The following is a 21,118-nucleotide window of genomic DNA, read 5'->3' as shown; positions in this document are numbered from 1 at the left end:
GCGCTGCAAAAGCGGCGTCGGAATTTTCTTCCTGCGCGATAGCCACATTCAGGGAATGAAGTCGGCACTTTCAGAGCAGGTTATTCCGGCTCAAAAACCAGGCGATAACGCCAGTTTTAACTTCACCCTTGTAGACCGTCTTGCCCACCCCCATATTGGGGCGACTGACGCGTGAAGGAATCCAACTTGAGCGAACTTCTCAACCGCCGCCTGGCTCTGCTCGGCAAGCGCGAACACCTCTCTTTGCTTGAGCACTGCCTGCACGGCATCGAGCGTGAATGCCTGCGTGTCACCGGCGAAGGCCGCCTGGCTCAAACGCCGCATCCAGAGGCCCTGGGCGCAGCATTGACCCATGAATCGATCACCACCGACTATTCCGAGTCGCTGCTGGAGTTCATCACCCCGGCGCTGCCCAACCCGGCAGACACCCTGCGCAGCCTCGATCGAATTCACCGTTTTGCCTACAGCAAGCTCGGCAACGAGTACCTGTGGAGTCCATCGATGCCGTGCCCGTTGCCGGCCGAGGAAGATATTCCGATTGCCTACTATGGCACCTCCAACATCGGACAGCTCAAGTACGTGTATCGCAAGGGCCTGGCCCTGCGCTACGGCAAGACCATGCAGTGCATCGCAGGGATCCACTACAACTTTTCCCTGCCAGAAGAGCTGTGGCCGTTGCTCAAGGAAACCGAAGGTTTCGTGGGCACCGACCGTGACTACCAGTCCACGGCCTATATCGCGCTGATCCGTAATTTCCGCCGCTACAGCTGGCTGCTGATGTACCTGTTCGGCGCCTCGCCGGCCCTGGATGCGGGCTTTTTGCGCGGGCGTGCCCATCAGCTTGAACAGTTCGATGCCGACACCCTGTACCTGCCGTATGCCACCAGCCTGCGCATGAGCGACCTGGGTTACCAGAGCAACGCCCAGGCCGGCCTGACCCCTTGCTACAACGATCTGGCCAGCTACACCGACAGCCTGCGCGAAGCGGTGGCAACGCCCTACGCACCTTACGTCGAAGTCGGCACCCACAAGGACGGTGAATGGGTACAGCTCAACACCAACATCCTGCAGATCGAAAACGAGTACTACTCCAACATCCGTCCCAAGCGCGTGACCTACACCGGCGAACGGCCGATCCAGGCGCTGATGGCCCGTGGCATCCAGTACATCGAAGTGCGCTGCCTGGACATCAACCCGTTCTTGCCGATGGGCATCGACTTGCCGGAATCGCGCTTCCTCGATGCATTCCTGTTGTATTGCGCACTGAATGACAGCCCGTTGTTCGAAAACAGCGAGTGCGGCAACGCCACGTCGAACTTCCTCAGTGTGGTCAAGGAAGGCCGGCGCCCGGGCCTGCAATTGCAGCGTCGCGGCCAAGCCGTGGAGATGAAGGAATGGGCTGCCGAACTGCTGGAGAAAATCGCCCCGCTGGCCGCGCTGCTGGACCAGAGCCATGGCATCAATGAGCACAGCCAGGCGCTGGATGCCCAGTTGGCGAAGATCCAGGACCCGTCCCTGACCCCGTCGGCTCAGGTGCTGGCAACCATGCGCGAGCACAAGGAGAGCTTTGCCCAGTTCTCCCTGCGCCAGAGCCAGGTGCATGCCGAGCACTTCCGTAGCGAGCCGTTGCCGGCGGACGAACAAGCACGCTTTGAAGAGCTGGCGCGCAGTTCCCTGGCACAACAGGCCGAACTGGAGCAGAACGAAGTGGGCGATTTCGATGTGTTTGTCGGTTCGTACCAGGCCAGCATCCTGGCGATCAGTAACTAACACGCCCTTTGTAGGAGCGAGCTTGCTCGCGAAAAACTCAAGCACGCCGCGTTTATCCAAGCCGAACGCGTCATCGTTAAGGTTTTTCGCGAGCAAGCTCGCTCCTACATAAGCTAATTCGAAAATGTTATTTATTTTCGTATTCTTAGATCATTTAGTCTCCTCACTCGCCGACCCTCGGCCGCCTGATGAGGAGCTTTCCCATGAAACTGCCTGCCCCCTTTCGCCTCCTGGCGGCCCTGTCCCTGGCCGGCGCCAGTCTGTTTGCCCATGCGGCCGACGTGACCATTGCCTACCAGACCACCGTTGACCCGGCCAAAGTCGCCCAGGCCGACGGCGCTTATGAAAAAGCCACCAACGCCAAGATCGACTGGCGCAAATTCGACAATGGCGCCGATATCATCGCCGCCATCGCTTCCGGCGACGTGCAGATCGGCTACCTCGGTTCCAGCCCGCTGACCGCCGCCATCACCCGCAAAGTCCCGGTGCAGACCTTCCTCGTGGCGACCCAGATCGGTGGCGCCGAAGCCCTGGTGGCGCGCAACGGTTCCGGGATCAACAGCCCGCAGGACCTGATCGGCAAGAAAGTCGCCGTGCCGTTCGTGTCCACCGGCCACTACAGCCTGCTGGCCGCGCTCAAACACTGGAACATCGATCCCGCGAAAGTCACCGTGCTCAACCTCGCCCCGCCGGCCATCATCGCGGCGTGGAAGCGTGGCGATATCGACGCCACCTACGTCTGGGACCCGGCCCTGGGCGTGGCCAAGGAAAACGGCAAAGTGCTGATCACCTCCGGCGAGTTGGCCAAGTTCGGCGCGCCGACCTTCGATGCCTGGATCGTGCGTAAGGACTTTGCCGAGAAGCACCCGGAAATTGTCAGCGCCTTCGCCAAAGTTACCCTCGATGCCTACGCCCAATACCGCAAAGACCCACAAGCCTGGCTGGCCGACAAGGGCAACGTCGACAAACTGGTGAAGCTCTCCGGCGCCAAGGCCAGCGACATTCCGCTGCTGCTGCAAGGCAACGTCTACCCGCTGGCCGCCGACCAGGTGACCTTGCTCGGCGCCCCGACCACCAAGGCGGTGACCGACACCGCCGCGTTCCTCAAGGAACAAGGCAAGGTCGAGGCCGTGCTGCCGGACTACGCCCCTTACGTCAGCGCCAAGTTCATCACCAACTGATCGGGAGTTCACCGCGATGGCCTTGCTACAGCTGGAGCGCATCAGCGCACAGTACCCCGGCGCAACCACGCCCGTGCTGGCGGATATTTCCCTGACCCTTGGGCCCCAGCAATTGCTGGTGGCCCTCGGCCCCTCCGGCAGTGGCAAGACTTCGCTGTTGAACCTGATTGCCGGTTTCGTCGAACCCAGCGCCGGGCGCATCACCCTCGACGGCGTACCCGTCAAAGGCCCGAGTGCCGAGCGTGGCGTAGTGTTCCAGGACGATGCCCTACTGCCCTGGCAAGATGTGCTGGCCAATGTCGGCTTCGGCCTGGAACTGGCCGGCGTGCCCAAGGCCCAGCGACAAGCCCGCGCCCGTGAAATGCTCGCGCTGGTGGACCTGGCGGGCTTTGATAGCCGACGCATCTGGCAACTGTCCGGTGGGCAGAAACAACGCGTGGGCCTGGCCCGCGCACTCGCCGCCGACCCACGGGTATTGCTGATGGACGAGCCCTTCGGCGCCCTCGATGCCTTCACCCGTGAACAGATGCAGGAGCTGCTGCTGCAAGTGTGGCGGCGTACGGCCAAGCCAGTGTTCCTGATCACTCACGACATCGAAGAAGCGGTATTTCTCGCCACCGACCTGATTCTGCTGGCCCCCAACCCCGGGCAAATCGTCGAGCGCCTGAGCCTGGACTTCGGCCAGCGTTACGCTGCCGGCGAGTCGGCACGCGCGATCAAGTCCGACCCACGGTTTATCGAAACCCGCGAGCACGTGCTGGGCAAAGTGTTCTCACAACGGCAGGTGTACGCATGAGCAGTTATGAAATCCCGGCCACTGCCGTCACCCCAACCGCCCTGCCGCTACGCCGCAGCCTGAGCACGCGCTGGATCAGTGTGCTGACCCTGGTTGCCCTGCTGGTGCTCTGGTGGGCCGTGACTGCCAGCGGGCTGATCGAGCCGCTGTTCCTGCCACCACCGTCGGCCGTATTGCAAAAAGGCTGGCTGCTGGCAACCAGTGGCTACATGGACTCCACCCTCTGGCAGCACCTGGGTGCCAGCCTCGGGCGCATCGGCCTGGGCCTGGGCTTTGCGGTACTGACCGCCGTGCCGGTCGGCATTGCCATCGGTGCCAACCGTATCGCCCGTGGCATTCTCGACCCGCTGATCGAGTTCTACCGCCCGATCCCACCGCTGGCCTACCTGCCGCTGATCGTGATCTGGTGCGGCATTGGCGAGCTGTCCAAAGTGCTGCTGATCTACCTGGCGATCTTCGCCCCGATTGCCATCGCTACCGCCACTGGCGTACGCACCGTCGACCCGGCCAAATTGCGCGCAGCGCAGTCCCTGGGCGCAACGCGGGCGCAGTTGATCCGCCATGTGATCCTGCCCAGCGCCCTGCCCGACATCCTCACCGGCGTGCGGATCGGCCTGGGGGTGGGCTGGTCGACCCTGGTCGCCGCCGAACTGATCGCCGCCACCAGCGGCCTGGGGTTCATGGTGCAGTCAGCGGCGCAGTTTTTGGTCACCGATGTGGTGGTGCTGGGGATCCTGGTCATCGCCCTGATTGCCTTCGCCATGGAAATGGGCCTGCGCGCCCTGCAACGCAAACTGGTGCCATGGCATGGCCAGGCCCACTGAATAACAACAGCACTGACTACGCCGGCATCTCGGCGCCCGACATTTGCGAGAACAGCATGAGCCGCCTGACCGTTACCCCTTTAAGCACCGCCCTGGGCGCCCAGATCAGTGGCGTCGATATTTCCCAACCACTGAACGTCGAGCAGCGCGACGCCATCGAACAGGCGCTGCTCCAGCATTCGGTGCTGTTCTTTCGCGACCAGCCGATCACCCCGCAGCAACAGGCGCGCTTCGCGGCGAATTTCGGTGACCTGCACATTCACCCGATCTACCCCAACGTGCCGGAACAACCCGAAGTGCTGATCCTCGACACCGCCGTCACCGACGTGCGCGACAACGCCATCTGGCATACCGACGTGACCTTCCTGCCCACTCCGGCCCTGGGCGCCGTGCTCAGCGCCAAGCTGCTGCCGGCCTTTGGTGGTGACACTTTGTGGGCCAGCGGCATCGCGGCCTTTGAGGCGTTGTCGGAACCGATGAAGGGCTTTTTGACCGGCCTGACGGCGACCCACGACTTCACTCGTTCCTTCCCGCTGGAGCGTTACGGCAACAGCGCCGAAGACCTGGCCCGCTGGGAAGAAGCACGTAGAAAAAACCCGCCATTGTCACACCCGGTGATCCGTACCCACCCGGTCAGCGGGCGCAAATCGCTGTTTGTCAGCGACGGCTTCACCAGCAAGATCAACGAACTGGAACCGGCCGAAAGCGAGGTCATTCTCAAACTGCTGTTCGCCCACGCCACCCGCCCCGAGTTCACTATCCGCTGGCGCTGGCAGGCCAACGACGTGGCCTTCTGGGACAACCGCGTGACCCAGCACTACGCGGTGGATGACTACCGGCCACAGCGGCGGGTGATGCATCGGGCGACAATCCTGGGTGATGTGCCCTTCTAACAAACCCTTGCTCGCGAAAAACCCAAGGACGCTGCGGGGCATCAGATGCCCCGCGTCATCGTTGACGATCTTCGCGAGCAAGCTCGCTCCTACAGTTTGTTCAGCGAACCAGGTGCAGGAACTGCAAGTGCCGTTCGTACTGGTCAAGGATGTCGTTGATGATCTGCTCCTTGGTGTAGCCCACCAGGTCATAGTCCTGGCTGCCCTCGCTCAAGTGCACTTCCGCCCGGTAATAGCGACGGTTGTTGATGGCCTTGGAGCCCAGCCCACCGAGGGCAAAGGACGGCGTGAAGTAGCCGCGCATTTGCACCTGGTAGATAAACGGACGCTCTTCACCGTGGCCGATCTCCAGGCTGACGCTGTCGTTGGCCGGGTCGGGCTGGGTGACGACGTTCAGGCCCTTCTCGACAAACACCGCAGTCACTTCTTCAATCGCCGGGCGCACCGTGGTTTCAAGGAAGCGGTACACCTCATCGCGCGAGGGGAAATGCACTGCCTGGCTCAAGCGCTGGCGCCAGCCGCCACGGCCTCTGCGTGAAGCCGCCGAGACGGGGGCCAGGGAATGCATCCGTGCGATCTGCTTCTGCGATTCGAGGTAGAACGCCTTGTGCAGCCCCAACATCATCAACAGCAGGATCAACGAGAACGGCAGCGAGGTCAGCACCACCGCGGACTTGAGCGAATCGATGCTGCCGGCGAACAGCAAGGCGCTGGTCACCAGCGCCGTCATCGCGCCCCAGAACACCCGCAGCCACTTCGGCCCGTCTTCATCGGCGTTGCCGCCCTTGGACGACAGGGTCGACAGCACCACGGTGCCGGAGTCGGCCGAGGTGACGAAGAACACGAAGCTGATAAACACCGTGACCGCAATCACGGTCTTGCTCCAGGGATAGGTTTCCAGCAGCAGGTAGAGGCTCATCGATGGATTGTCGATGGCCGACTGACCCAGCGCGGCCATCCCATGGTTGAGTACCTGGTCAATGGCACTGTTGCCGAAGATCGACATCCAGGCCAGGGTGAAGCCCAGCGGGATCAGCAGCACGCCGAAGACGAACTCACGGATGGTCCGGCCACGGGAAATGCGTGCGATAAACAGGCCCACGAACGGCGACCATGCAATCCACCAGGCCCAGTAGAACACGGTCCAACCGCCAAGCCAGTCGCTGGGTTCGTTGTAGGCGTAGACGTCAAAACTCTTGGTCGGCAACGCGCCCAGATAGTCACCCACGTTCTGGATCAGGGTGTTGAGCAAATGCTGGGTGGGCCCGGCGAACAGCACAAACAGCAACAGCGCACAGGCCAGCAGCATGTTGATGTCGGACATGACCCGCACGCCCTTGTCGACCCCGGCGATAGCCACCAGGATCGCCGCGCCCATCATCAGGGTGATCAGGCCGACCTGGATCCATTGGGTGTGGGCGATGCCGAACAGGTAGTCCAGGCCAGAATTGAGGTGCAACACCCCAAAGCCCATGTCAGCGCCCAGGCCGAACACCGTGGCGATAATGCCAAAGCCGTCCACCGCATAGCCGATGGGGCCGTTGATGCGCTTGCCGATCAGCGGGTACAGCGCCGAACGCAGGGCCAGCGGCAGGTTATGCCGGTAAGCGAAGTACGCCAGGGCCATGCCGACGAACGCAAATACGCCCCAGCCGTGCAGGCCCCAATGCAGGAACAGCACCTGCATGGCCTGGCGCGCCGCATCGGCATTCAGGGCTTCACCCTGAGGCGGTTGCACCAGGTGGGTCAACGGCTCCGAGACGCAGAAGAAAAACAGCGTGATGCTGATCCCGGCGGCGAACAGCATGCCGGCCCAGGACAGGTAACTGAATTCGGGCTCGTCGTGGTCGGCACCGAGTTTGATCTTGCCGTAGCCAGACAGCGCGGTGACCACCACGAAGACCAGATACAGGGTCATCGCCAGCATGTAGTACCAGCCAACCGTATTGGCCGCCCAGTTTTGCGCGGCCAGCAACCAGGCACCGGCCTGTTCGGGGATCGCGATGACGGTGAGGCCAAACAGCAGGATGAAGCTCGCGGCGAAGTAAAACACCGGCGCATTCATGCGCACCAGGCCGCTTGAAGGGGTAGACGATGCACTCATGAACGGTGCACCTCGATGAGGTCGGATGTGGCTGTAAAAAACGGACTCAGCAAAGGTAAGCCTCCTGTTGTGAGCGGGCAGCGAACCACCGGTTTAACTTGAACGAACGTTCAAGTTAAACATGGATAGGTGGTCTGGGACTAATCGCAGGGCTGAGTGGTAGGTAATTCCTACACTAGCTCAAGGAAGGGTATGACGGGTGGGAAAGGTAAAACGTTCAGCATTTACTGATTGAATTTGGAATACAGGCAAAAATGTGGGAGCGGGCTTGCTCGCGAATGCGCAGTGTCAGTCACTGACTGTGTGTCTGACACACCGCATTCGCGAGCAAGCCCGCTCCCACATTAGATCGTCGCTACTTCAACACTACTTCTGCGTACCATCATCATGCTGCAAATTCGCCTGCGTGATGTTCGCCCCCGCCGGCACGCTGCGGGTCAGCCACACATTGCCGCCAATGGTCGAGCCCTGGCCGATGGTGATCCGCCCCAGGATCGTCGCCCCGGCATAGATCACCACATCGTCCTCGACAATCGGGTGGCGCGGGTGGCCCTTCTGCAACTGACCGTCTTCGTCTGCCGGGAAACGCTTGGCGCCCAGGGTCACCGCCTGGTAAATGCGTACTCGCTCGCCAATGATCGCCGTCTCGCCAATCACCACGCCCGTACCGTGGTCGATAAAGAAACTCGGGCCGATCTGCGCGCCAGGGTGAATGTCGATGCCGGTGGCCGAATGCGCGATTTCCGCGCTGATCCGCGCCAACAGCGGCAACCCGGCGCGATACAAATGGTGGGCCAGGCGATGGTGGATCACCGCCAGGATCCCCGGATAGCACAGCAATACCTCATCCACACTGCGCGCGGCCGGGTCGCCGTGATAGGCCGCCAGCACATCGGTATCCAACAGGCTGCGCAGTGCCGGCAAGGCCAGGGCAAAGTCCTGGATCAAGCGGATGGCCAGCGCATCGACCTGATTGTCGGCTTCGCCACCCTGGCGTGCGGCATAACGCAACTCCAGGCGGGCCTGGGTGAGCAAGGCATTCAAGGCCACGTCGAGGGTATGGCCGACATAGAAGTCCTCACTTTCTTCGCGCAAATCCACCGGCCCCAGGCGCATGGGGAACAGTGCGCCACACAACGCCTCAAGAATCTGCGCCACCGCCTCACGGGAAGGTAATTCACGACCACCCTGCTCGCCGCTGACCCGCCCGTTGCGCGTACGCCACTGATCCCGGGCGCCGCGCAACTGGCTGACGATGGTCTGTAATTGCCAATGACTGGAACGCTCGCTCACGGTATTCACTCCTGACGTAATGGCCATCACTTTACGGTATGCAACCAGGCCGCCCTTAATAACCAATGGTGCAATGCTAATAACTACCAGGCATAAGTAACTGACAGTTGCCCGCGCAAAAAGCCCTGCCTATAGTCCTTTCCATCTCCTATGACTCGTGCGTAACCATGATCAAACAACAGCTCGACCGTTTTAATCGTCTGGAACTGCTGGGTGGCGCCACCGCCCTGGAAAAACTCGAACGACTGTCGACCTGGCTGGGCCGTGATATCTACATCAAGCGTGACGACACCACGCCGCTGGCCATGGGCGGCAACAAGCTGCGCAAGCTCGAATACCTCGCCGCCGATGCCCTGGCCCAGGGCGCCGACACGCTGATCACCGCCGGCGCGATCCAGTCCAACCATGTGCGCCAGACCGCCGCCCTCGCGGCCAAGCTGGGCCTGGGGTGTGTCGCCCTGCTGGAAAACCCCACGGGCACCGACGACCCCAACTACCTGGGCAATGGCAACCGCTTGTTGGTAGAGCTGTTCGACGCCAAGGTCGAACGGGTCGAAAACCTCGACAACGCCGACGAGCAACTCGACGCCCTGGCCGAACGCCTGCGCAACAACGGCAAAAAGCCGTACCTGGTGCCTATCGGCGGTTCCAACGCCCTGGGCGCCCTGGGTTATGTGCGCGCCGGCCTGGAACTGGCCGGGCAGATCGAAGACAGCGGCCTGCAGTTCGCGGCGGTGGTCCTGGCCTCTGGTAGCGCTGGCACCCACAGCGGCCTGGCACTGGCGTTGAGTGAAGCGCTGCCGGACTTGCCGGTGATTGGCGTCACTGTGTCGCGCACCGACGAAGCCCAACGCCCCAAAGTGCAGGGCCTGGCCGAGCGCACGGCGCAATTGCTGGGGGTGGACGTACCCGACGCGTTCAAGGTGGTTTTGTGGGACGAATATTTTGCCCCGCGCTACGGCGAACCCAACGCTGGCACCCTGGCGGCAATCAAGCTGCTGGCGAGCCAGGAAGGCCTGTTGCTCGACCCGGTGTACACCGGCAAGGCGATGGCGGGGTTGCTTGATGGTATCGGGCGCGGGGCATTCGAGGACGGCCCGATCATCTTCCTGCACACCGGCGGGGCGCCGGCGTTGTTTGCCTATGAGTCGATGTTCTGACCGAATGTGGGAGCGGGCTTGCCCGCGATTGCGGTGATTCTGTGATGAATCGGGTGCCTGACACACTGCTATCGCGGGCAAGCCCGCTCCCACATTGAATCTTCACCTTATATTCAAAAATAGAATATAAAACTGAATTTATATTATTTTTAACGCTTTAAACCTCGCCCTATAGTCGCGCTCCCACACACCGCGTTTTTAGGGCAGGATACGACCACTGCGTCACCTGCTTCGCACACCATAAAAAACACAGGGGCTTGTCATGACTATTTCTGTATTGCGTCGCACATTGCTGGTTGGCACGTTGGGCCTGGCCCTTGGCGCCGGGTTGCTGGGCCAGGCGGTTGCCGGCGAGCAACTGGACAAGATCAAGAAGGCCGGCGAGATCAAGATCGGCCTGGAAGGCACCTACCCACCGTTCAGCTTCGTTGATGAAAGCGGCAAGCTCAGCGGCTTTGAGGTCGAGTTGTCCGAAGCCCTGGCCAAGGAGCTGGGCGTCAAGGTCAAGCTGCAAGCCACCCCGTGGGACGGCATCCTCGCCGCACTGGAATCCAAGCGCCTCGACGCCGTGGTCAACCAGGTGACGATCTCTGAAGAACGCCAGAAAAAGTACGATTTCTCCAAGCCGTACACCGTCTCCGGGATCCAGGCCCTGACCCTGGCGAAAAACGTCGACACCATCAAGACCGCCGACGACCTGGCCGGCAAGAAAGTCGGGGTAGGCCTGGGCACCAACTACGAACAATGGCTCAAGGACAATCAACCCAAAGCCATCATCAAGACCTATAACGACGACCCGACCAAGTTCCAGGACCTGCGTATCGGCCGTATCGACGCGATTCTGATCGACCGCCTGGCGGCCCTGGAATATGCCAAGAAAGCCAAGGATACCGCCGCTGCCGGTGATGCCTTCTCGCGCCAGGAAGCCGGGATTGCGCTGCGCAAAGGCGAGCCTGAGCTGCTCAAAGCGGTCAACCAGGCCCTCGACAAACTGCGCGCCGACGGCACCTTGAAGAAGCTGTCCGAGAAATACTTCAACGCTGACGTCACTCAATAATGGAAGCAGGTTTCCAACTCGCGCTCGACTCCGCGCCCTTTCTGCTCAAGGGCGCGTATTACACGGTGATCCTCAGCCTCGGCGGGATGTTCTTCGGCTTGCTGTTGGGCTTCGGCCTGGCCTTGATGCGCCTGTCGCGCTTCAAGCTCTTGAGCTGGACCGCCCGGGTGTACGTGTCGTTCTTTCGCGGCACGCCGTTGCTGGTGCAGCTGTTCTTGATCTACTACGGCTTGCCACAAGTGGGGATCGAGCTGGATCCGATCCCGGCGGCGATGATCGGCTTTTCGCTGAACATGGCCGCCTACGCCTGTGAAATCCTGCGCGCCGCCATCGGTTCCATCGAGCGTGGCCAGTGGGAAGCTGCCGCCAGTATCGGCATGACCCGCGCGCAGACCCTGCGCCGGGCCATCCTGCCGCAGGCGATGCGCACGGCCCTGCCACCTTTGGGCAACAGCTTTATTTCGCTGGTCAAGGACACGGCGCTGGCCGCCACCATCCAGGTGCCCGAGTTGTTCCGCCAAGCCCAACTGGTGTCTGCACGCACCTTTGAAATTTTCACCATGTACCTGTCTGCGGCCCTGATCTACTGGGTCCTGGCAAGCATCCTGGCGCATTTTCAGAATCGCCTGGAAGACCGGGTCAACCGGCATGACCTGGAGTCTTGAAGCATGATCGTGGTTGAAAAACTGACCAAACAATTCAAGGGTCAGGTGGTGCTCAATGGGATCGACCTGGAGGTCAAGGAAGGCGAAGTCGTCGCCATCATCGGCCCCAGCGGTTCCGGCAAGACTACCTTCCTGCGCTGCCTGAATTTCCTCGAAGAACCTACAAGCGGCCGGATCAAGGTGGGCGACATCGAGATCGACAGCAGCCGCCCGCTCAATCAGCAACAGAGCCTGGTACGGCGCCTGCGCCAGCACGTAGGTTTTGTATTCCAGAGTTTTAACCTGTTCCCCCATCGCACCGCGCTGGAAAACGTCATCGAAGGCCCGCTGGTGGTCAAGAAGATGCCGCGTGAAGCGGCCGACCGCCTGGGTCGCGCACTGCTGGCCAAGGTCGGCCTGGCGGGCAAGGAAGACGCCTACCCCCGGCGCCTGTCCGGTGGCCAGCAGCAACGGGTGGCCATTGCCCGGGCCCTGGCGATGGAACCGGAAGTGATCCTGTTCGATGAACCGACCTCGGCCCTCGACCCGGAGTTGGTCGGTGAAGTACTGGCGACCATCCGCAGCCTCGCCGAAGAGAATCGCACCATGGTTATCGTCACCCACGAAATGAGCTTTGCGCGGGATGTAGCCAACCGGGTGATCTTTTTCGACAAGGGTGTGATCGTCGAGCAAGGCGAAGCCAAGGCGTTGTTTGCCAACCCCAGGGAAGAACGGACCCGGCAGTTCCTCAGCAAATTCCTCACCCACTAAAACAACCCTGACCTACTGTAGGAGCGAGCTTGCTCGCGAAAAACGCCCAGACGACACGGTAAAACTGATAGCCCGCGTTATCGTTGACGTTCTTCGCGAGCAAGCTCGCTCCTACAGGAATCGGCGCTACTCACATAGAAAAGCACCCCACCCGATCCCGCCTTTAAAACCCCTCTCAGTAAGACCCTTCTGAATAATCCCAAACCCGCCGTTTAGCCTTTTGCCGCCATTGACGCCCTCCGGCCAACCCTCTTATCTAAGGCCCAGAGGATTGGATCCCATCCTGGCTTTTCAAAAAATCGTTCCTTTCGAACCCCATCCCTGAGGTTCGGAACGATTGCTGCTGGCTGCATCAAGGAGATTATTTATGACGTACATCCGCCCCCTGGCCATGCTCGCCGCGCCGACACTGCCCCAGGCCATCAAACAAGGTATCAATGCGCAGGCCGCTACCCATTTGCAGGTCGATATCGCCCCCTATCCGGACATGGGCAAGGGCGACTTGATCGAGCTGTTCTGGAACAACTGCTTTGCCGCCTCCAAGCGCGTGAGTACCGCCGATATCGGCCAACTCAGCAGTCTGCGAGTGCCGGAGAGCTTTGTGCAAAATGGCGCCGCGCGGATTCATTACCGAGTCATGCAGGTGGGACGCGGCCCGGCACGCTCCCTGATCACCCGCGTGCAGGTCAAGACCGCTTGCCCAGGCGGCCAGCCCTCGGTGCTATGCGGTGAAGAAAACCAGAGTCTGGCCCCCGTCGACCTGCCTGAAACCATCCGCCGCCATGGCGTCAACCCCAGCCAGATTCGCCGGGGCGTACCGTTGACCATCGAGCCATACCTGAACATGGCCGCCGGTGATGCAATCACCCTGCGCTGGGGTGATGCGCGCCTGGACCTGCCGCGCATCCAGGTCAACGAGGTGGGTCAGCCCGTACAAGTGTGGGTGCCTTCGGCGCTGATCCTGGAAGCCGGCGACGATGCCCGCCAGGAGGTTACCTACTGCGTGATCGACCGTGTGGGCAACAACTCCCGCTGGGCACCGGCACGTACCGTGAGCATCGCCCAGGCGCATGCGCATGGCTCGGCAGGCAGCCTGTCGGTGTACCAGCCACGGCGTCCTGGCTCGCCCTGCGAGCCGGGGTGACAGACCTTCTATGCATATTCCTAAAAGTTAGTTTATTTAAAAAATAAACACGCTTAGGGTATATGAACCGGACCACCGGACATTCCTGATTTTTAAGCTTTCCACGGATGTGAGGTAGGTATGGTCAAAATTACCCCGGTGCACAACGCCAGGGCATTACGTGTCGCCACGCAGGGGCGCACCGATGTCTAACTTGGCGCAATCGCCCCTCCAGAGTGATCTGGATATCGCCCCGCTGCTGCTGCCCACCAAGGTGTTGCGCAACGACAGTGAAGCCCTTGCCGCTGCCCATGAGCTTGCCCAGGCCGCCCGCCTGCAAGCCGGGCTGCGCGACCGCCAGCGCAAACTGCCCTGGGCCGAGATCGAACAGTTCACCCGCAGCGGCCTGGGCAGTATTTCCATCCCCCGCGAATACGGTGGCCCGCAAGTGTCGTTCGTGACCCTGGCCGAAGTGTTCGCGATTATCAGCGCCGCCGACCCGGCCCTGGGGCAGATCCCGCAGAACCATTTCGGCATCTTGCATGTGTTGCAAGGCGCCGCCAGCCAAGAGCAGAAGAAGCAGTTGTTCCAAAGCGTCCTCGATGGCTGGCGCATCGGCAATGGCGGCCCGGAGCGCGGCACTAAAAACACCCTGGACTTGAAGGCCCGGATCAGTGCCGAGGGTGACGGTTTTGTCATCAACGGCCAGAAGTTCTACTCCACCGGCGCGCTGTTTGCCCATTGGGTCGCGGTCAAGGCTCTGGACGACGAAGGTCGCCAGGTCATGGCTTTTGTGCGCCGCGCCGCGCCGGGGTTGCGCATCGTCGATGACTGGTCGGGCTTTGGCCAGCGCACCACCGCCAGCGGCACCGTACTGCTGAACAACGTGCCGGTGGACGCCGACCTGGTGGTGCCGACCTGGCGCCTGGGGCAAAGCCCCGGCATCCAGGGCGCGGTCTCGCAATTGATCCAGGCCGCCATCGACGCCGGCATCGCCCGTGGCGCCCTCGACGACACCATCAGTTTTGTACGTGAGCGCGCACGCCCCTGGATCGACGCCAAGGTCGAACGCGCCAGTGATGACCTCTACGTGATTGCCGATATCGGCAAACTGAAAATCGAACTGCACGCCGCCGAAGCGCTGCTGCGCAAGGCCGGCCAGGTGCTGGACCAGGTCAGCGCCGCACCCATCACCGAGCACTCCGCCGCACGGGCCTCGATTGCCGTGGCACAAGCCAAGGTGCTGACCACCGAAGTCTCGTTGCTGGTCAGCGAGAAGCTCTTCGAACTGGCCGGCAGCCGCGCCACCCTCGCCGAATTCAACCTCGACCGGCACTGGCGCAATGCACGGGTACACACCCTCCACGACCCGGTGCGCTGGAAGTATCACGCGGTGGGCGCCTGGCACCTCAACGCAACATTGCCGGCCCGGCATTCCTGGATCTGACGACCAGACATCTGGAGAAAAACATGACGCTTTCCCATCCCGTCGCGGTCATCACCAGCGATGAACAAGCCCTGATTGTCGCCAGCGACCTGGCCGAAGACTTTCGCCGCGACAGCGCCCTGCGCGACCGCGAACGCCGCCTGCCGCTCGCCGAGCTGGAAGCCTTTTCCCGCTCCGGCCTGTGGGGCATCAGCGTGCCCAAGGCCTACGGCGGCGCTGGCGTATCCAACGTCACCCTGGCCAAGGTCATCGCGCTGATCGCCCAGGCCGATGCTTCATTGGGGCAGATCCCGCAGAACCATTTCTATGCCCTGGAAGTGCTGCGGGTCAATGGCAGCCCGGCGCAGCAGCAACGCCTGTACGCCGAGGTCCTGGCCGGCCAGCGCTTTGGCAATGCCCTTGCGGAACTGGGCACCAAGACCGCCCATGACCGGGTGACCGCGCTTACCCGTGACGGCGACGGATTTCGTATCAGTGGCCGCAAGTTCTACGCCACCGGCGCGATCTACGCCCAGCGCATTCCCACATCGGTGGTGGACGAGCACGGCGTGCAGCAACTGGCTTTTGTCCCGCACGACAGCCAGGGCCTGACGGTGATCGACGACTGGAGCGGCTTTGGCCAGCGCACCACCGGCAGCGGCTCGGTGGTGTTCGACAAGGTATGGGTCGCGGCCGCAGACGTGATCCCATTCCAGAGCGCCTTCGAGCGCCCGACCACCGTCGGCCCGCTGGCCCAGATCCTCCACGCCGCCATCGACACCGGCATCGCCCGCGCGGCCTTTGAAGATGCCCTGCATTTTGTGCGCACCAAGACCCGGCCGTGGATCGACTCGGGCAACGACAAGGCCAGCGAAGACCCGCTGACCCTCAAGAGCTTCGGCCACCTGAGCGTGCGCCTGCACGCCACCGAAGCCTTGCTGGAGCGCTCCGGTGAAGTCCTCGACCGCGCCCAGGCCGACAGCAACGCGCAAACCGTCGCTGCGGCGTCGATTGCGGTGGCCGAAGCCCGCGCCCTGAGCACCGAAATTTCCCTGGCCGCCGGCAGCACCCTGTTCGAACTCGCCGGCAGCCAGGCGACCCTCGCCGAACATGGCCTGGACCGCCACTGGCGCAATGCCCGGGTGCACACGTTGCACGACCCGGTGCGCTGGAAGTATCACGCAGTCGGCAATTACTACCTCAACGATGAAAACCCGCCACTGCGGGGGACCATTTGATGCCGAAGAAAAAGATCCTGCTCAATGCCTTCAACATGAACTGCATCGGGCATATCAACCATGGGCTGTGGACCCATCCACGGGACACCTCGCCCCAATACAAGACCCTCGAATACTGGACTGAACTGGCGCAACTGCTGGAGCGCGGCCTGTTCGACGGATTGTTCATCGCCGATATCGTCGGGGTGTACGACGTCTACCAAGGCTCAGTCGACGTGCCGCTCAAGGAGTCGATCCAACTGCCGGTCAACGACCCGCTGCTGCTGGTCTCGGCCATGGCCGCCGTGACCAGGAACCTCGGCTTCGGCCTGACCGCCAACCTGACCTACGAGCCGCCGTATCTGTTCGCCCGACGCATGTCCACCCTGGATCACCTGAGCCGTGGCCGGGTGGGCTGGAACATTGTCACTGGCTACCTGGACAGCGCCGCCAAGGCCATGGGCCTCACCGAGCAGGTCGAGCATGACCGGCGCTACGACCAGGCCGACGAATACCTGGAGGTGCTGTACAAACTCTGGGAAGGCAGCTGGGAAGACGACGCGGTACTCAACGACCCGCAACAACGGATCTATGCCCAGCCGGGCAAGGTGCACAAGGTCGAGCACCATGGCGAGTTCTACCAGGTGGAGGGCTATCACCTGTGCGAGCCCTCGCCGCAGCGCACGCCGGTGCTGTTCCAGGCCGGCAGTTCGGAGCGCGGCCTGCTGTTTGCCGGGCGTCATGCCGAGTGTGTATTTATCAGCGGGCAGAACAAGGCCGCGACCAAGGTGCAAGTGGACAAGGTACGCGCCAGTGCGGTCGAGGCCGGGCGCAACCCGGACGACATCAAGGTGTTCATGGGCCTCAACGTGATTGTCGGCGCCACCGAGGAACTGGCCTGGGCCAAGCATGCCGAGTACCTGAGCTACGCCAGTGCCGAAGCCGGCGTGGCGCATTTCAGTGCGTCTACCGCCATCGACTTTTCGCAGTACGAACTGGATGAACCGATCCAGTACGTGAAGAGCAACGCCATCCAGTCAGCCACCAAGGCCTTGCAAAACAACGATTGGACCCGTCGCAAACTGCTGGAGCAACACGCCTTGGGCGGGCGCTATATCACCCTGGTGGGTTCGCCTGAACAGGTGGCCGATGAGCTGGAGTCCTGGATCGCCGAGACCGGCCTGGATGGCTTCAACCTGACGCGCATTGTTACACCGGAGAGCTATGTGGACTTTATCGAGTTGGTGATTCCCGAGTTGCAAAAGCGTGGGTCATACAAGACTGCTTATGACGCGGGCACCCTGCGCGAAAAAGTCTTCCACCGCGATGCCCGCTTACCCGAACAACACACCGGTTCCACCTACCGCCACTGAACCAAATGTGGGAGCGGGCTTGCTCGCGAATGCGGAGTGTCAGCTAGCAGATTCGGTGACTGGCACACCGCATTCGCGAGCAAGCCCGCTCCCACATTTAGATCTTTATTGCTCATACCTACACCTTATGACTGGAAATCCCATTATGAAAAAAACACTGCTCTCCCAACCAGTCAAAGCACTGGCCCTGGCCCTCGGACTGTTCAGCTCGGCGGTGTTTGCCGCCGATGCGCCGCTCAAAGTCGGCACCACCGCCGCCTTTGCCATTCCCCTGGAGGCCGCCGTCGAAGAGGCCGGCAAGCAGGGCCTGAAAGTCGAGCTGGTGGAGTTCACCGACTGGATCGCGCCCAACGTCAGCCTCGCCGCCGGCGATATCGACGTGAACTACTTCCAGCACATCCCCTTCCTGGAAAACGCCAAGGTCGCTGCCGGTTTTGACTTGGTGCCGTACAAGCCCGGGATCATCAATAACGTGGGCCTCTACTCGAAAAAATACAAAAGCTTCGATGAGCTGCCCCAAGGCGCCAGCGTGGCCATCGCCAACGACCCGATCAACAGCGGGCGCGGCCTGCAACTGCTGGCCAAGGCAGGCTTGATCACCCTCAAGCCGGGCGTGGGCTACAAGGCCACCGAAGAAGACATCGTCGCCAACCCGAAAAAAATCAAGATCCTGCAAGTCGAAGCGGTGCAACTGGTGCGCGCCTATGACGATGCCGATCTGGTGCAGGGCTACCCGGCCTATATCCGCCTGTCCAAGACCTTCAATGCCGAGTCGGCGCTGCTGTTCGACGGCCTCGACCACCCGGAATATGTGATCCAGTTCGTGACCCAGCCCAAAGGCACAACCGACCCACGGGTGATCAAGTTCGTCGAGATCTACCAGCACTCGCCGGTGGTTCGCGCGGCCCTGGATAAATCCCTGGGCAAGCTCTACCAAGTCGGCTGGGAAGGCTGAACATGAGCGCCGCCAACGCCCAACTGCGCGACCTGGGCACACCACCCAGGGACGCCCGGCAGACAGAGCTGCACCCCGACCTGAACCACGCCCATGTGCGTTTTATCAACCTGGGCAAAACCTATGACGGCACGGTGCATGCGCTGCAAGGCATCGACCTGGCGATCCAGCGTGGCGAAGTCTTCGGCATCATCGGCCGCAGCGGCGCCGGCAAGTCGTCGCTGATCCGCACCATCAACCGCCTGGAGCAACCCAGCAGCGGCCGGGTGTTGATCGACCAGGTGGATATCGGCGACTTCGACGAAGACCACCTGGTGGCCCTGCGCAGGCGCATCGGCATGATCTTCCAGCACTTCAACCTGATGTCGGCCAAGACCGTGTGGCAGAACGTCGAACTGCCGCTGAAAGTCGCCGGTGTGCCCAAGCCACAGCGCGAGCAAAAAGTGCGTGAGCTGCTGGAACTGGTGGGTTTGCAGGACAAGCACAAGGCCTATCCGGCGCAGCTGTCCGGCGGCCAGAAGCAACGCGTGGGAATCGCCCGCTCGCTGGTGCACGACCCGCAGATCCTGCTGTGCGACGAGGCCACTTCGGCCCTGGACCCGGAGACCACCCAGTCGATCCTCGGCCTGTTGCGTGAGATCAACCAGCGCATGGGCCTGACCATCGTGCTGATCACCCATGAGATGGCGGTGATCCGCGAAATCTGTGACCGCGTGGTGGTGCTGGAGCACGGGCGGGTCGTCGAGCAGGGCCCGGTGTGGGAAGTGTTTGGCAACCCTCGGCATGACGTCAGCAAGACCTTGCTCGCGCCCCTGCAACACGGCTTGCCCGACGAGCTGCAAAAACGCTTGCAGGCCACGCCACCGTCGGCAGATGCGGCCGTGGTGCTGCGCCTGCAATTCACCGGCGCCAGCGCCGACGAGCCGGACCTGGCAGCGCTGTTCAGCGCTCTAGGCGGGCGCGTGCGCCTGCTGCAAGGCGGGGTCGAACGCATCCAGGGCCACGCCCTAGGGCAATTGCTGCTGGCGGTGACGGGCTCAACCCTGGACGCCGACGCATTACGCACCCGCGCCACGCGCTGGGCACAACAGGTCGAGGTGCTGGGCTATGTGGTTTGATCGTTTATTGCAGGGCGCCATCGACACCTTGTTGATGGTCGGCGTGTCGTCGCTGATCGCGTTGCTGGTGGGCATCCCGCTGGCGGTGTTCCTGGTGACCAGCGACAAGGGCGGCATCTACCAGGCCCCGGCGTTGAACCGGGTGCTGGGGGCGTTCGTCAATCTGTTCCGCTCCATCCCGTTCCTGATTCTGATGGTGGCGCTGATTCCCTTCACCCGCCTGATTGTCGGCACCACCTACGGCGTGTGGGCCGCCGTGGTACCGCTGACCATCGCCGCCACGCCGTTCTTTGCGCGGATCGCCGAGGTCAGCCTGCGCGAAGTCGACCATGGCCTGATCGAAGCCGCGCAGGCCATGGGGTGCCGGCGCTGGCATATCGTCTGGCATGTGCTGTTGCCGGAAGCGCTGCCGGGGATTGTCGGCGGGTTCACCATTACCCTGGTGACCATGATCAACTCGTCGGCCATGGCCGGGGCGATTGGCGCCGGAGGCTTGGGCGATATCGCCTACCGCTACGGCTACCAGCGCTTCGACAGCCAGATCATGCTCACGGTGATTGTGCTGCTGGTGATCCTGGTGGCGGTGATTCAACTGGGCGGCGATCGCCTGGCGCGCGTGCTCAACAAGCGCTGAGGTATAGTCGGCACCTCTCTTTGCCCTGGTGCCGACTGCCATGAAACTCGCCCCCGACGACCTCGACCAGATCACCTCCACCACCCTGGGCCACTACAATCAGGTGGCCGAGGACTTTCGCGAAGGCACCCGCGACCATGATGTGAGCCAGAACATCGAGGCGTTGCTGCGGCATATCCAGGGTGATAAACCGTTTACCGTGCTGGATTTCGGCTGTGGGCCGGGCCGGGATTTGCAGACGTTTACCCGGCTTGGGCATATCGCCGTCGGGCTCGATGGCGCCGAGCGTTTCGCGCAGATGGCGCGCCAGGACAGCGGCTGTGAGGTACTGCACCAGGACTTCCTCAAGCTCGACCTGCCTGCCGAGCGGTTCGATGGGATCTTTGCCAATGCGGTGCTGTTTCATATTCCCAAGCAGGAACTGCCGCGTATTCTCAGGCAACTGCATGGAGCGTTGAAGCCGGGTGGGGTGTTGTTCAGCTCCAATCCCAGGGGGGAAAACCAGGAGGGCTGGAATGGGCCGCGTTATGGCTCGTATCACGACCTTGCGGCCTGGCAGGAGCTGCTGACTGCGGCGGGGTTTGTGGAGCTGGAGCACTACTATCGCCCGGCAGGACTGCCGCGCGAGCAGCAGCCCTGGTTGGCCAGTGTGTGGCGCAAGGCCGGGGTTGTCTGATCTGGCGCTATCGCGGGCAAGCCCGCTCCCACAGGGGAATGCATTCCAAATGGACTGCCCCCGAAAAGTTGGACAGTTTCAGCTAGCAGCCTCAGCAGCATGA

At 62.0% G+C, this 21,118-nt stretch carries 19 protein-coding genes; 17 read left to right on the top strand and 2 right to left on the bottom strand.

Features of this window, described 5'->3' with window-relative positions:
• Positions 1–186: 186 nt before the first annotated feature.
• The 5 genes from gshA (at position 187) to tauD (ending at position 5,464) form a co-directional block, all read left to right on the top strand.
• Positions 187–1,770, top strand: a complete 1,584-nt coding sequence (gene gshA / locus KL786_RS11170; protein ID WP_215517658.1) for a glutamate--cysteine ligase — start codon at positions 187–189, stop codon at positions 1,768–1,770.
• Positions 1,771–1,973: 203 nt separating this feature from the next.
• Positions 1,974–2,951, top strand: coding sequence for a taurine ABC transporter substrate-binding protein (tauA, locus tag KL786_RS11165; RefSeq protein ID WP_215517657.1), 978 nt, complete (start codon positions 1,974–1,976; stop codon positions 2,949–2,951).
• 16 nt (positions 2,952–2,967) lie between these two features.
• Positions 2,968–3,747 carry a taurine ABC transporter ATP-binding subunit gene (gene tauB, locus KL786_RS11160; protein ID WP_090292693.1) on the top strand — a complete coding sequence of 260 codons (780 nt, stop codon included), beginning with the start codon at positions 2,968–2,970 and terminating at the stop codon, positions 3,745–3,747.
• On the top strand, positions 3,744–4,571 hold the full coding sequence (gene tauC, locus KL786_RS11155) for a taurine ABC transporter permease TauC (RefSeq protein WP_215517656.1): 828 nt from the start codon (positions 3,744–3,746) through the stop codon (positions 4,569–4,571). The genes tauB and tauC overlap by 4 nt, the downstream gene beginning before the upstream one ends.
• Before the next feature lie 56 nt (positions 4,572–4,627).
• Positions 4,628–5,464: a taurine dioxygenase gene (tauD, locus tag KL786_RS11150; RefSeq protein ID WP_215517710.1), complete on the top strand. Its 837-nt coding sequence runs from the start codon at positions 4,628–4,630 to the stop codon at positions 5,462–5,464.
• Positions 5,465–5,564: 100 nt separating this feature from the next.
• Here the strand turns inward: tauD and betT are convergent, their stop codons facing one another.
• Entirely contained in the window at positions 5,565–7,529 is a 1,965-nt protein-coding gene (betT, locus tag KL786_RS11145; protein WP_215517709.1) for a choline transporter BetT, read from the bottom strand.
• A 405-nt stretch (positions 7,530–7,934) separates the two neighbouring features.
• The gene (gene epsC, locus KL786_RS11140; RefSeq protein WP_215517655.1) at positions 7,935–8,861 is read right to left on the bottom strand and encodes a serine O-acetyltransferase EpsC; all 927 of its coding nucleotides are present in this window, start codon (positions 8,859–8,861) and stop codon (positions 7,935–7,937) included.
• 167 nt (positions 8,862–9,028) lie between these two features.
• Between epsC and KL786_RS11135 the strand changes: the two genes are divergently transcribed.
• From KL786_RS11135 to KL786_RS11080, 12 genes are all read left to right on the top strand, one after another.
• A complete protein-coding gene (locus KL786_RS11135; protein WP_215517654.1) occupies positions 9,029–10,021 on the top strand; it encodes a D-cysteine desulfhydrase in 993 nt (330 codons plus the stop codon).
• Positions 10,022–10,283: 262 nt separating this feature from the next.
• Complete coding sequence (gene tcyJ / locus KL786_RS11130) at positions 10,284–11,078, top strand: cystine ABC transporter substrate-binding protein (protein ID WP_215517653.1); 795 nt, start codon at positions 10,284–10,286, stop codon at positions 11,076–11,078.
• On the top strand, positions 11,078–11,743 hold the full coding sequence (tcyL, locus tag KL786_RS11125; protein WP_029299561.1) for a cystine ABC transporter permease: 666 nt from the start codon (positions 11,078–11,080) through the stop codon (positions 11,741–11,743). Before tcyJ ends, tcyL begins: the two co-directional genes overlap by 1 nt.
• Positions 11,744–11,746: 3 nt before the next feature.
• Complete coding sequence (gene tcyN, locus KL786_RS11120) at positions 11,747–12,493, top strand: L-cystine ABC transporter ATP-binding protein TcyN (RefSeq protein WP_032856572.1); 747 nt, start codon at positions 11,747–11,749, stop codon at positions 12,491–12,493.
• 367 nt (positions 12,494–12,860) lie between these two features.
• Positions 12,861–13,637, top strand: a complete 777-nt coding sequence (locus tag KL786_RS11115) for a hypothetical protein (protein WP_215517652.1) — start codon at positions 12,861–12,863, stop codon at positions 13,635–13,637.
• 184 nt (positions 13,638–13,821) lie between these two features.
• Positions 13,822–15,063, top strand: a complete 1,242-nt coding sequence (locus tag KL786_RS11110; protein ID WP_065944478.1) for an SfnB family sulfur acquisition oxidoreductase — start codon at positions 13,822–13,824, stop codon at positions 15,061–15,063.
• 23 nt (positions 15,064–15,086) lie between these two features.
• The gene (locus tag KL786_RS11105) at positions 15,087–16,280 is read left to right on the top strand and encodes an SfnB family sulfur acquisition oxidoreductase (protein ID WP_215517651.1); all 1,194 of its coding nucleotides are present in this window, start codon (positions 15,087–15,089) and stop codon (positions 16,278–16,280) included.
• Complete coding sequence (locus KL786_RS11100) at positions 16,280–17,632, top strand: LLM class flavin-dependent oxidoreductase (protein ID WP_215517650.1); 1,353 nt, start codon at positions 16,280–16,282, stop codon at positions 17,630–17,632. The genes KL786_RS11105 and KL786_RS11100 overlap by 1 nt, the downstream gene beginning before the upstream one ends.
• Before the next feature lie 145 nt (positions 17,633–17,777).
• The gene (locus KL786_RS11095; protein WP_215517649.1) at positions 17,778–18,587 is read left to right on the top strand and encodes a MetQ/NlpA family ABC transporter substrate-binding protein; all 810 of its coding nucleotides are present in this window, start codon (positions 17,778–17,780) and stop codon (positions 18,585–18,587) included.
• Positions 18,588–18,589: 2 nt separating this feature from the next.
• Positions 18,590–19,705 carry a methionine ABC transporter ATP-binding protein gene (locus KL786_RS11090; protein WP_215517648.1) on the top strand — a complete coding sequence of 372 codons (1,116 nt, stop codon included), beginning with the start codon at positions 18,590–18,592 and terminating at the stop codon, positions 19,703–19,705.
• Entirely contained in the window at positions 19,695–20,339 is a 645-nt protein-coding gene (locus tag KL786_RS11085) for a methionine ABC transporter permease (RefSeq protein WP_032856565.1), read from the top strand. Before KL786_RS11090 ends, KL786_RS11085 begins: the two co-directional genes overlap by 11 nt.
• Positions 20,340–20,379: 40 nt before the next feature.
• Positions 20,380–21,015, top strand: coding sequence for a class I SAM-dependent methyltransferase (locus KL786_RS11080; protein WP_215517647.1), 636 nt, complete (start codon positions 20,380–20,382; stop codon positions 21,013–21,015).
• The last annotated feature ends 103 nt before the right edge of the window (positions 21,016–21,118 follow it).

This window comes from Pseudomonas sp. TAE6080, assembly GCF_018732265.1.
Lineage (GTDB): Bacteria > Pseudomonadota > Gammaproteobacteria > Pseudomonadales > Pseudomonadaceae > Aquipseudomonas > Aquipseudomonas brenneri.
The sequence above is the reverse complement of the archived record's forward strand: the minus strand, read 5'-3'. Positions and strand labels throughout refer to the sequence as shown.

What these genes read in the sequence shown, in the direction of transcription:
- tauD (WP_215517710.1), top strand. Translation starts at nt 4,628, where the DNA reads ATGAGCCGCCTGACCGTTACCCCTTTAAGCACCGCCCTGGGCGCCCAG.
- KL786_RS11100 (WP_215517650.1), top strand. Translation starts at nt 16,280, where the DNA reads ATGCCGAAGAAAAAGATCCTGCTCAATGCCTTCAACATGAACTGCATC.
- KL786_RS11080 (WP_215517647.1), top strand. Translation starts at nt 20,380, where the DNA reads ATGAAACTCGCCCCCGACGACCTCGACCAGATCACCTCCACCACCCTG.
- betT (WP_215517709.1), bottom strand. Translation starts at nt 7,529, where the DNA reads ATGAATGCGCCGGTGTTTTACTTCGCCGCGAGCTTCATCCTGCTGTTT.
- tcyJ (WP_215517653.1), top strand. Translation starts at nt 10,284, where the DNA reads ATGACTATTTCTGTATTGCGTCGCACATTGCTGGTTGGCACGTTGGGC.
- KL786_RS11135 (WP_215517654.1), top strand. Translation starts at nt 9,029, where the DNA reads ATGATCAAACAACAGCTCGACCGTTTTAATCGTCTGGAACTGCTGGGT.
- KL786_RS11115 (WP_215517652.1), top strand. Translation starts at nt 12,861, where the DNA reads ATGACGTACATCCGCCCCCTGGCCATGCTCGCCGCGCCGACACTGCCC.
- tcyN (WP_032856572.1), top strand. Translation starts at nt 11,747, where the DNA reads ATGATCGTGGTTGAAAAACTGACCAAACAATTCAAGGGTCAGGTGGTG.
- KL786_RS11090 (WP_215517648.1), top strand. Translation starts at nt 18,590, where the DNA reads ATGAGCGCCGCCAACGCCCAACTGCGCGACCTGGGCACACCACCCAGG.
- KL786_RS11105 (WP_215517651.1), top strand. Translation starts at nt 15,087, where the DNA reads ATGACGCTTTCCCATCCCGTCGCGGTCATCACCAGCGATGAACAAGCC.
- KL786_RS11085 (WP_032856565.1), top strand. Translation starts at nt 19,695, where the DNA reads ATGTGGTTTGATCGTTTATTGCAGGGCGCCATCGACACCTTGTTGATG.
- tauB (WP_090292693.1), top strand. Translation starts at nt 2,968, where the DNA reads ATGGCCTTGCTACAGCTGGAGCGCATCAGCGCACAGTACCCCGGCGCA.
- tauA (WP_215517657.1), top strand. Translation starts at nt 1,974, where the DNA reads ATGAAACTGCCTGCCCCCTTTCGCCTCCTGGCGGCCCTGTCCCTGGCC.
- KL786_RS11110 (WP_065944478.1), top strand. Translation starts at nt 13,822, where the DNA reads ATGTCTAACTTGGCGCAATCGCCCCTCCAGAGTGATCTGGATATCGCC.
- tauC (WP_215517656.1), top strand. Translation starts at nt 3,744, where the DNA reads ATGAGCAGTTATGAAATCCCGGCCACTGCCGTCACCCCAACCGCCCTG.
- KL786_RS11095 (WP_215517649.1), top strand. Translation starts at nt 17,778, where the DNA reads ATGAAAAAAACACTGCTCTCCCAACCAGTCAAAGCACTGGCCCTGGCC.
- tcyL (WP_029299561.1), top strand. Translation starts at nt 11,078, where the DNA reads ATGGAAGCAGGTTTCCAACTCGCGCTCGACTCCGCGCCCTTTCTGCTC.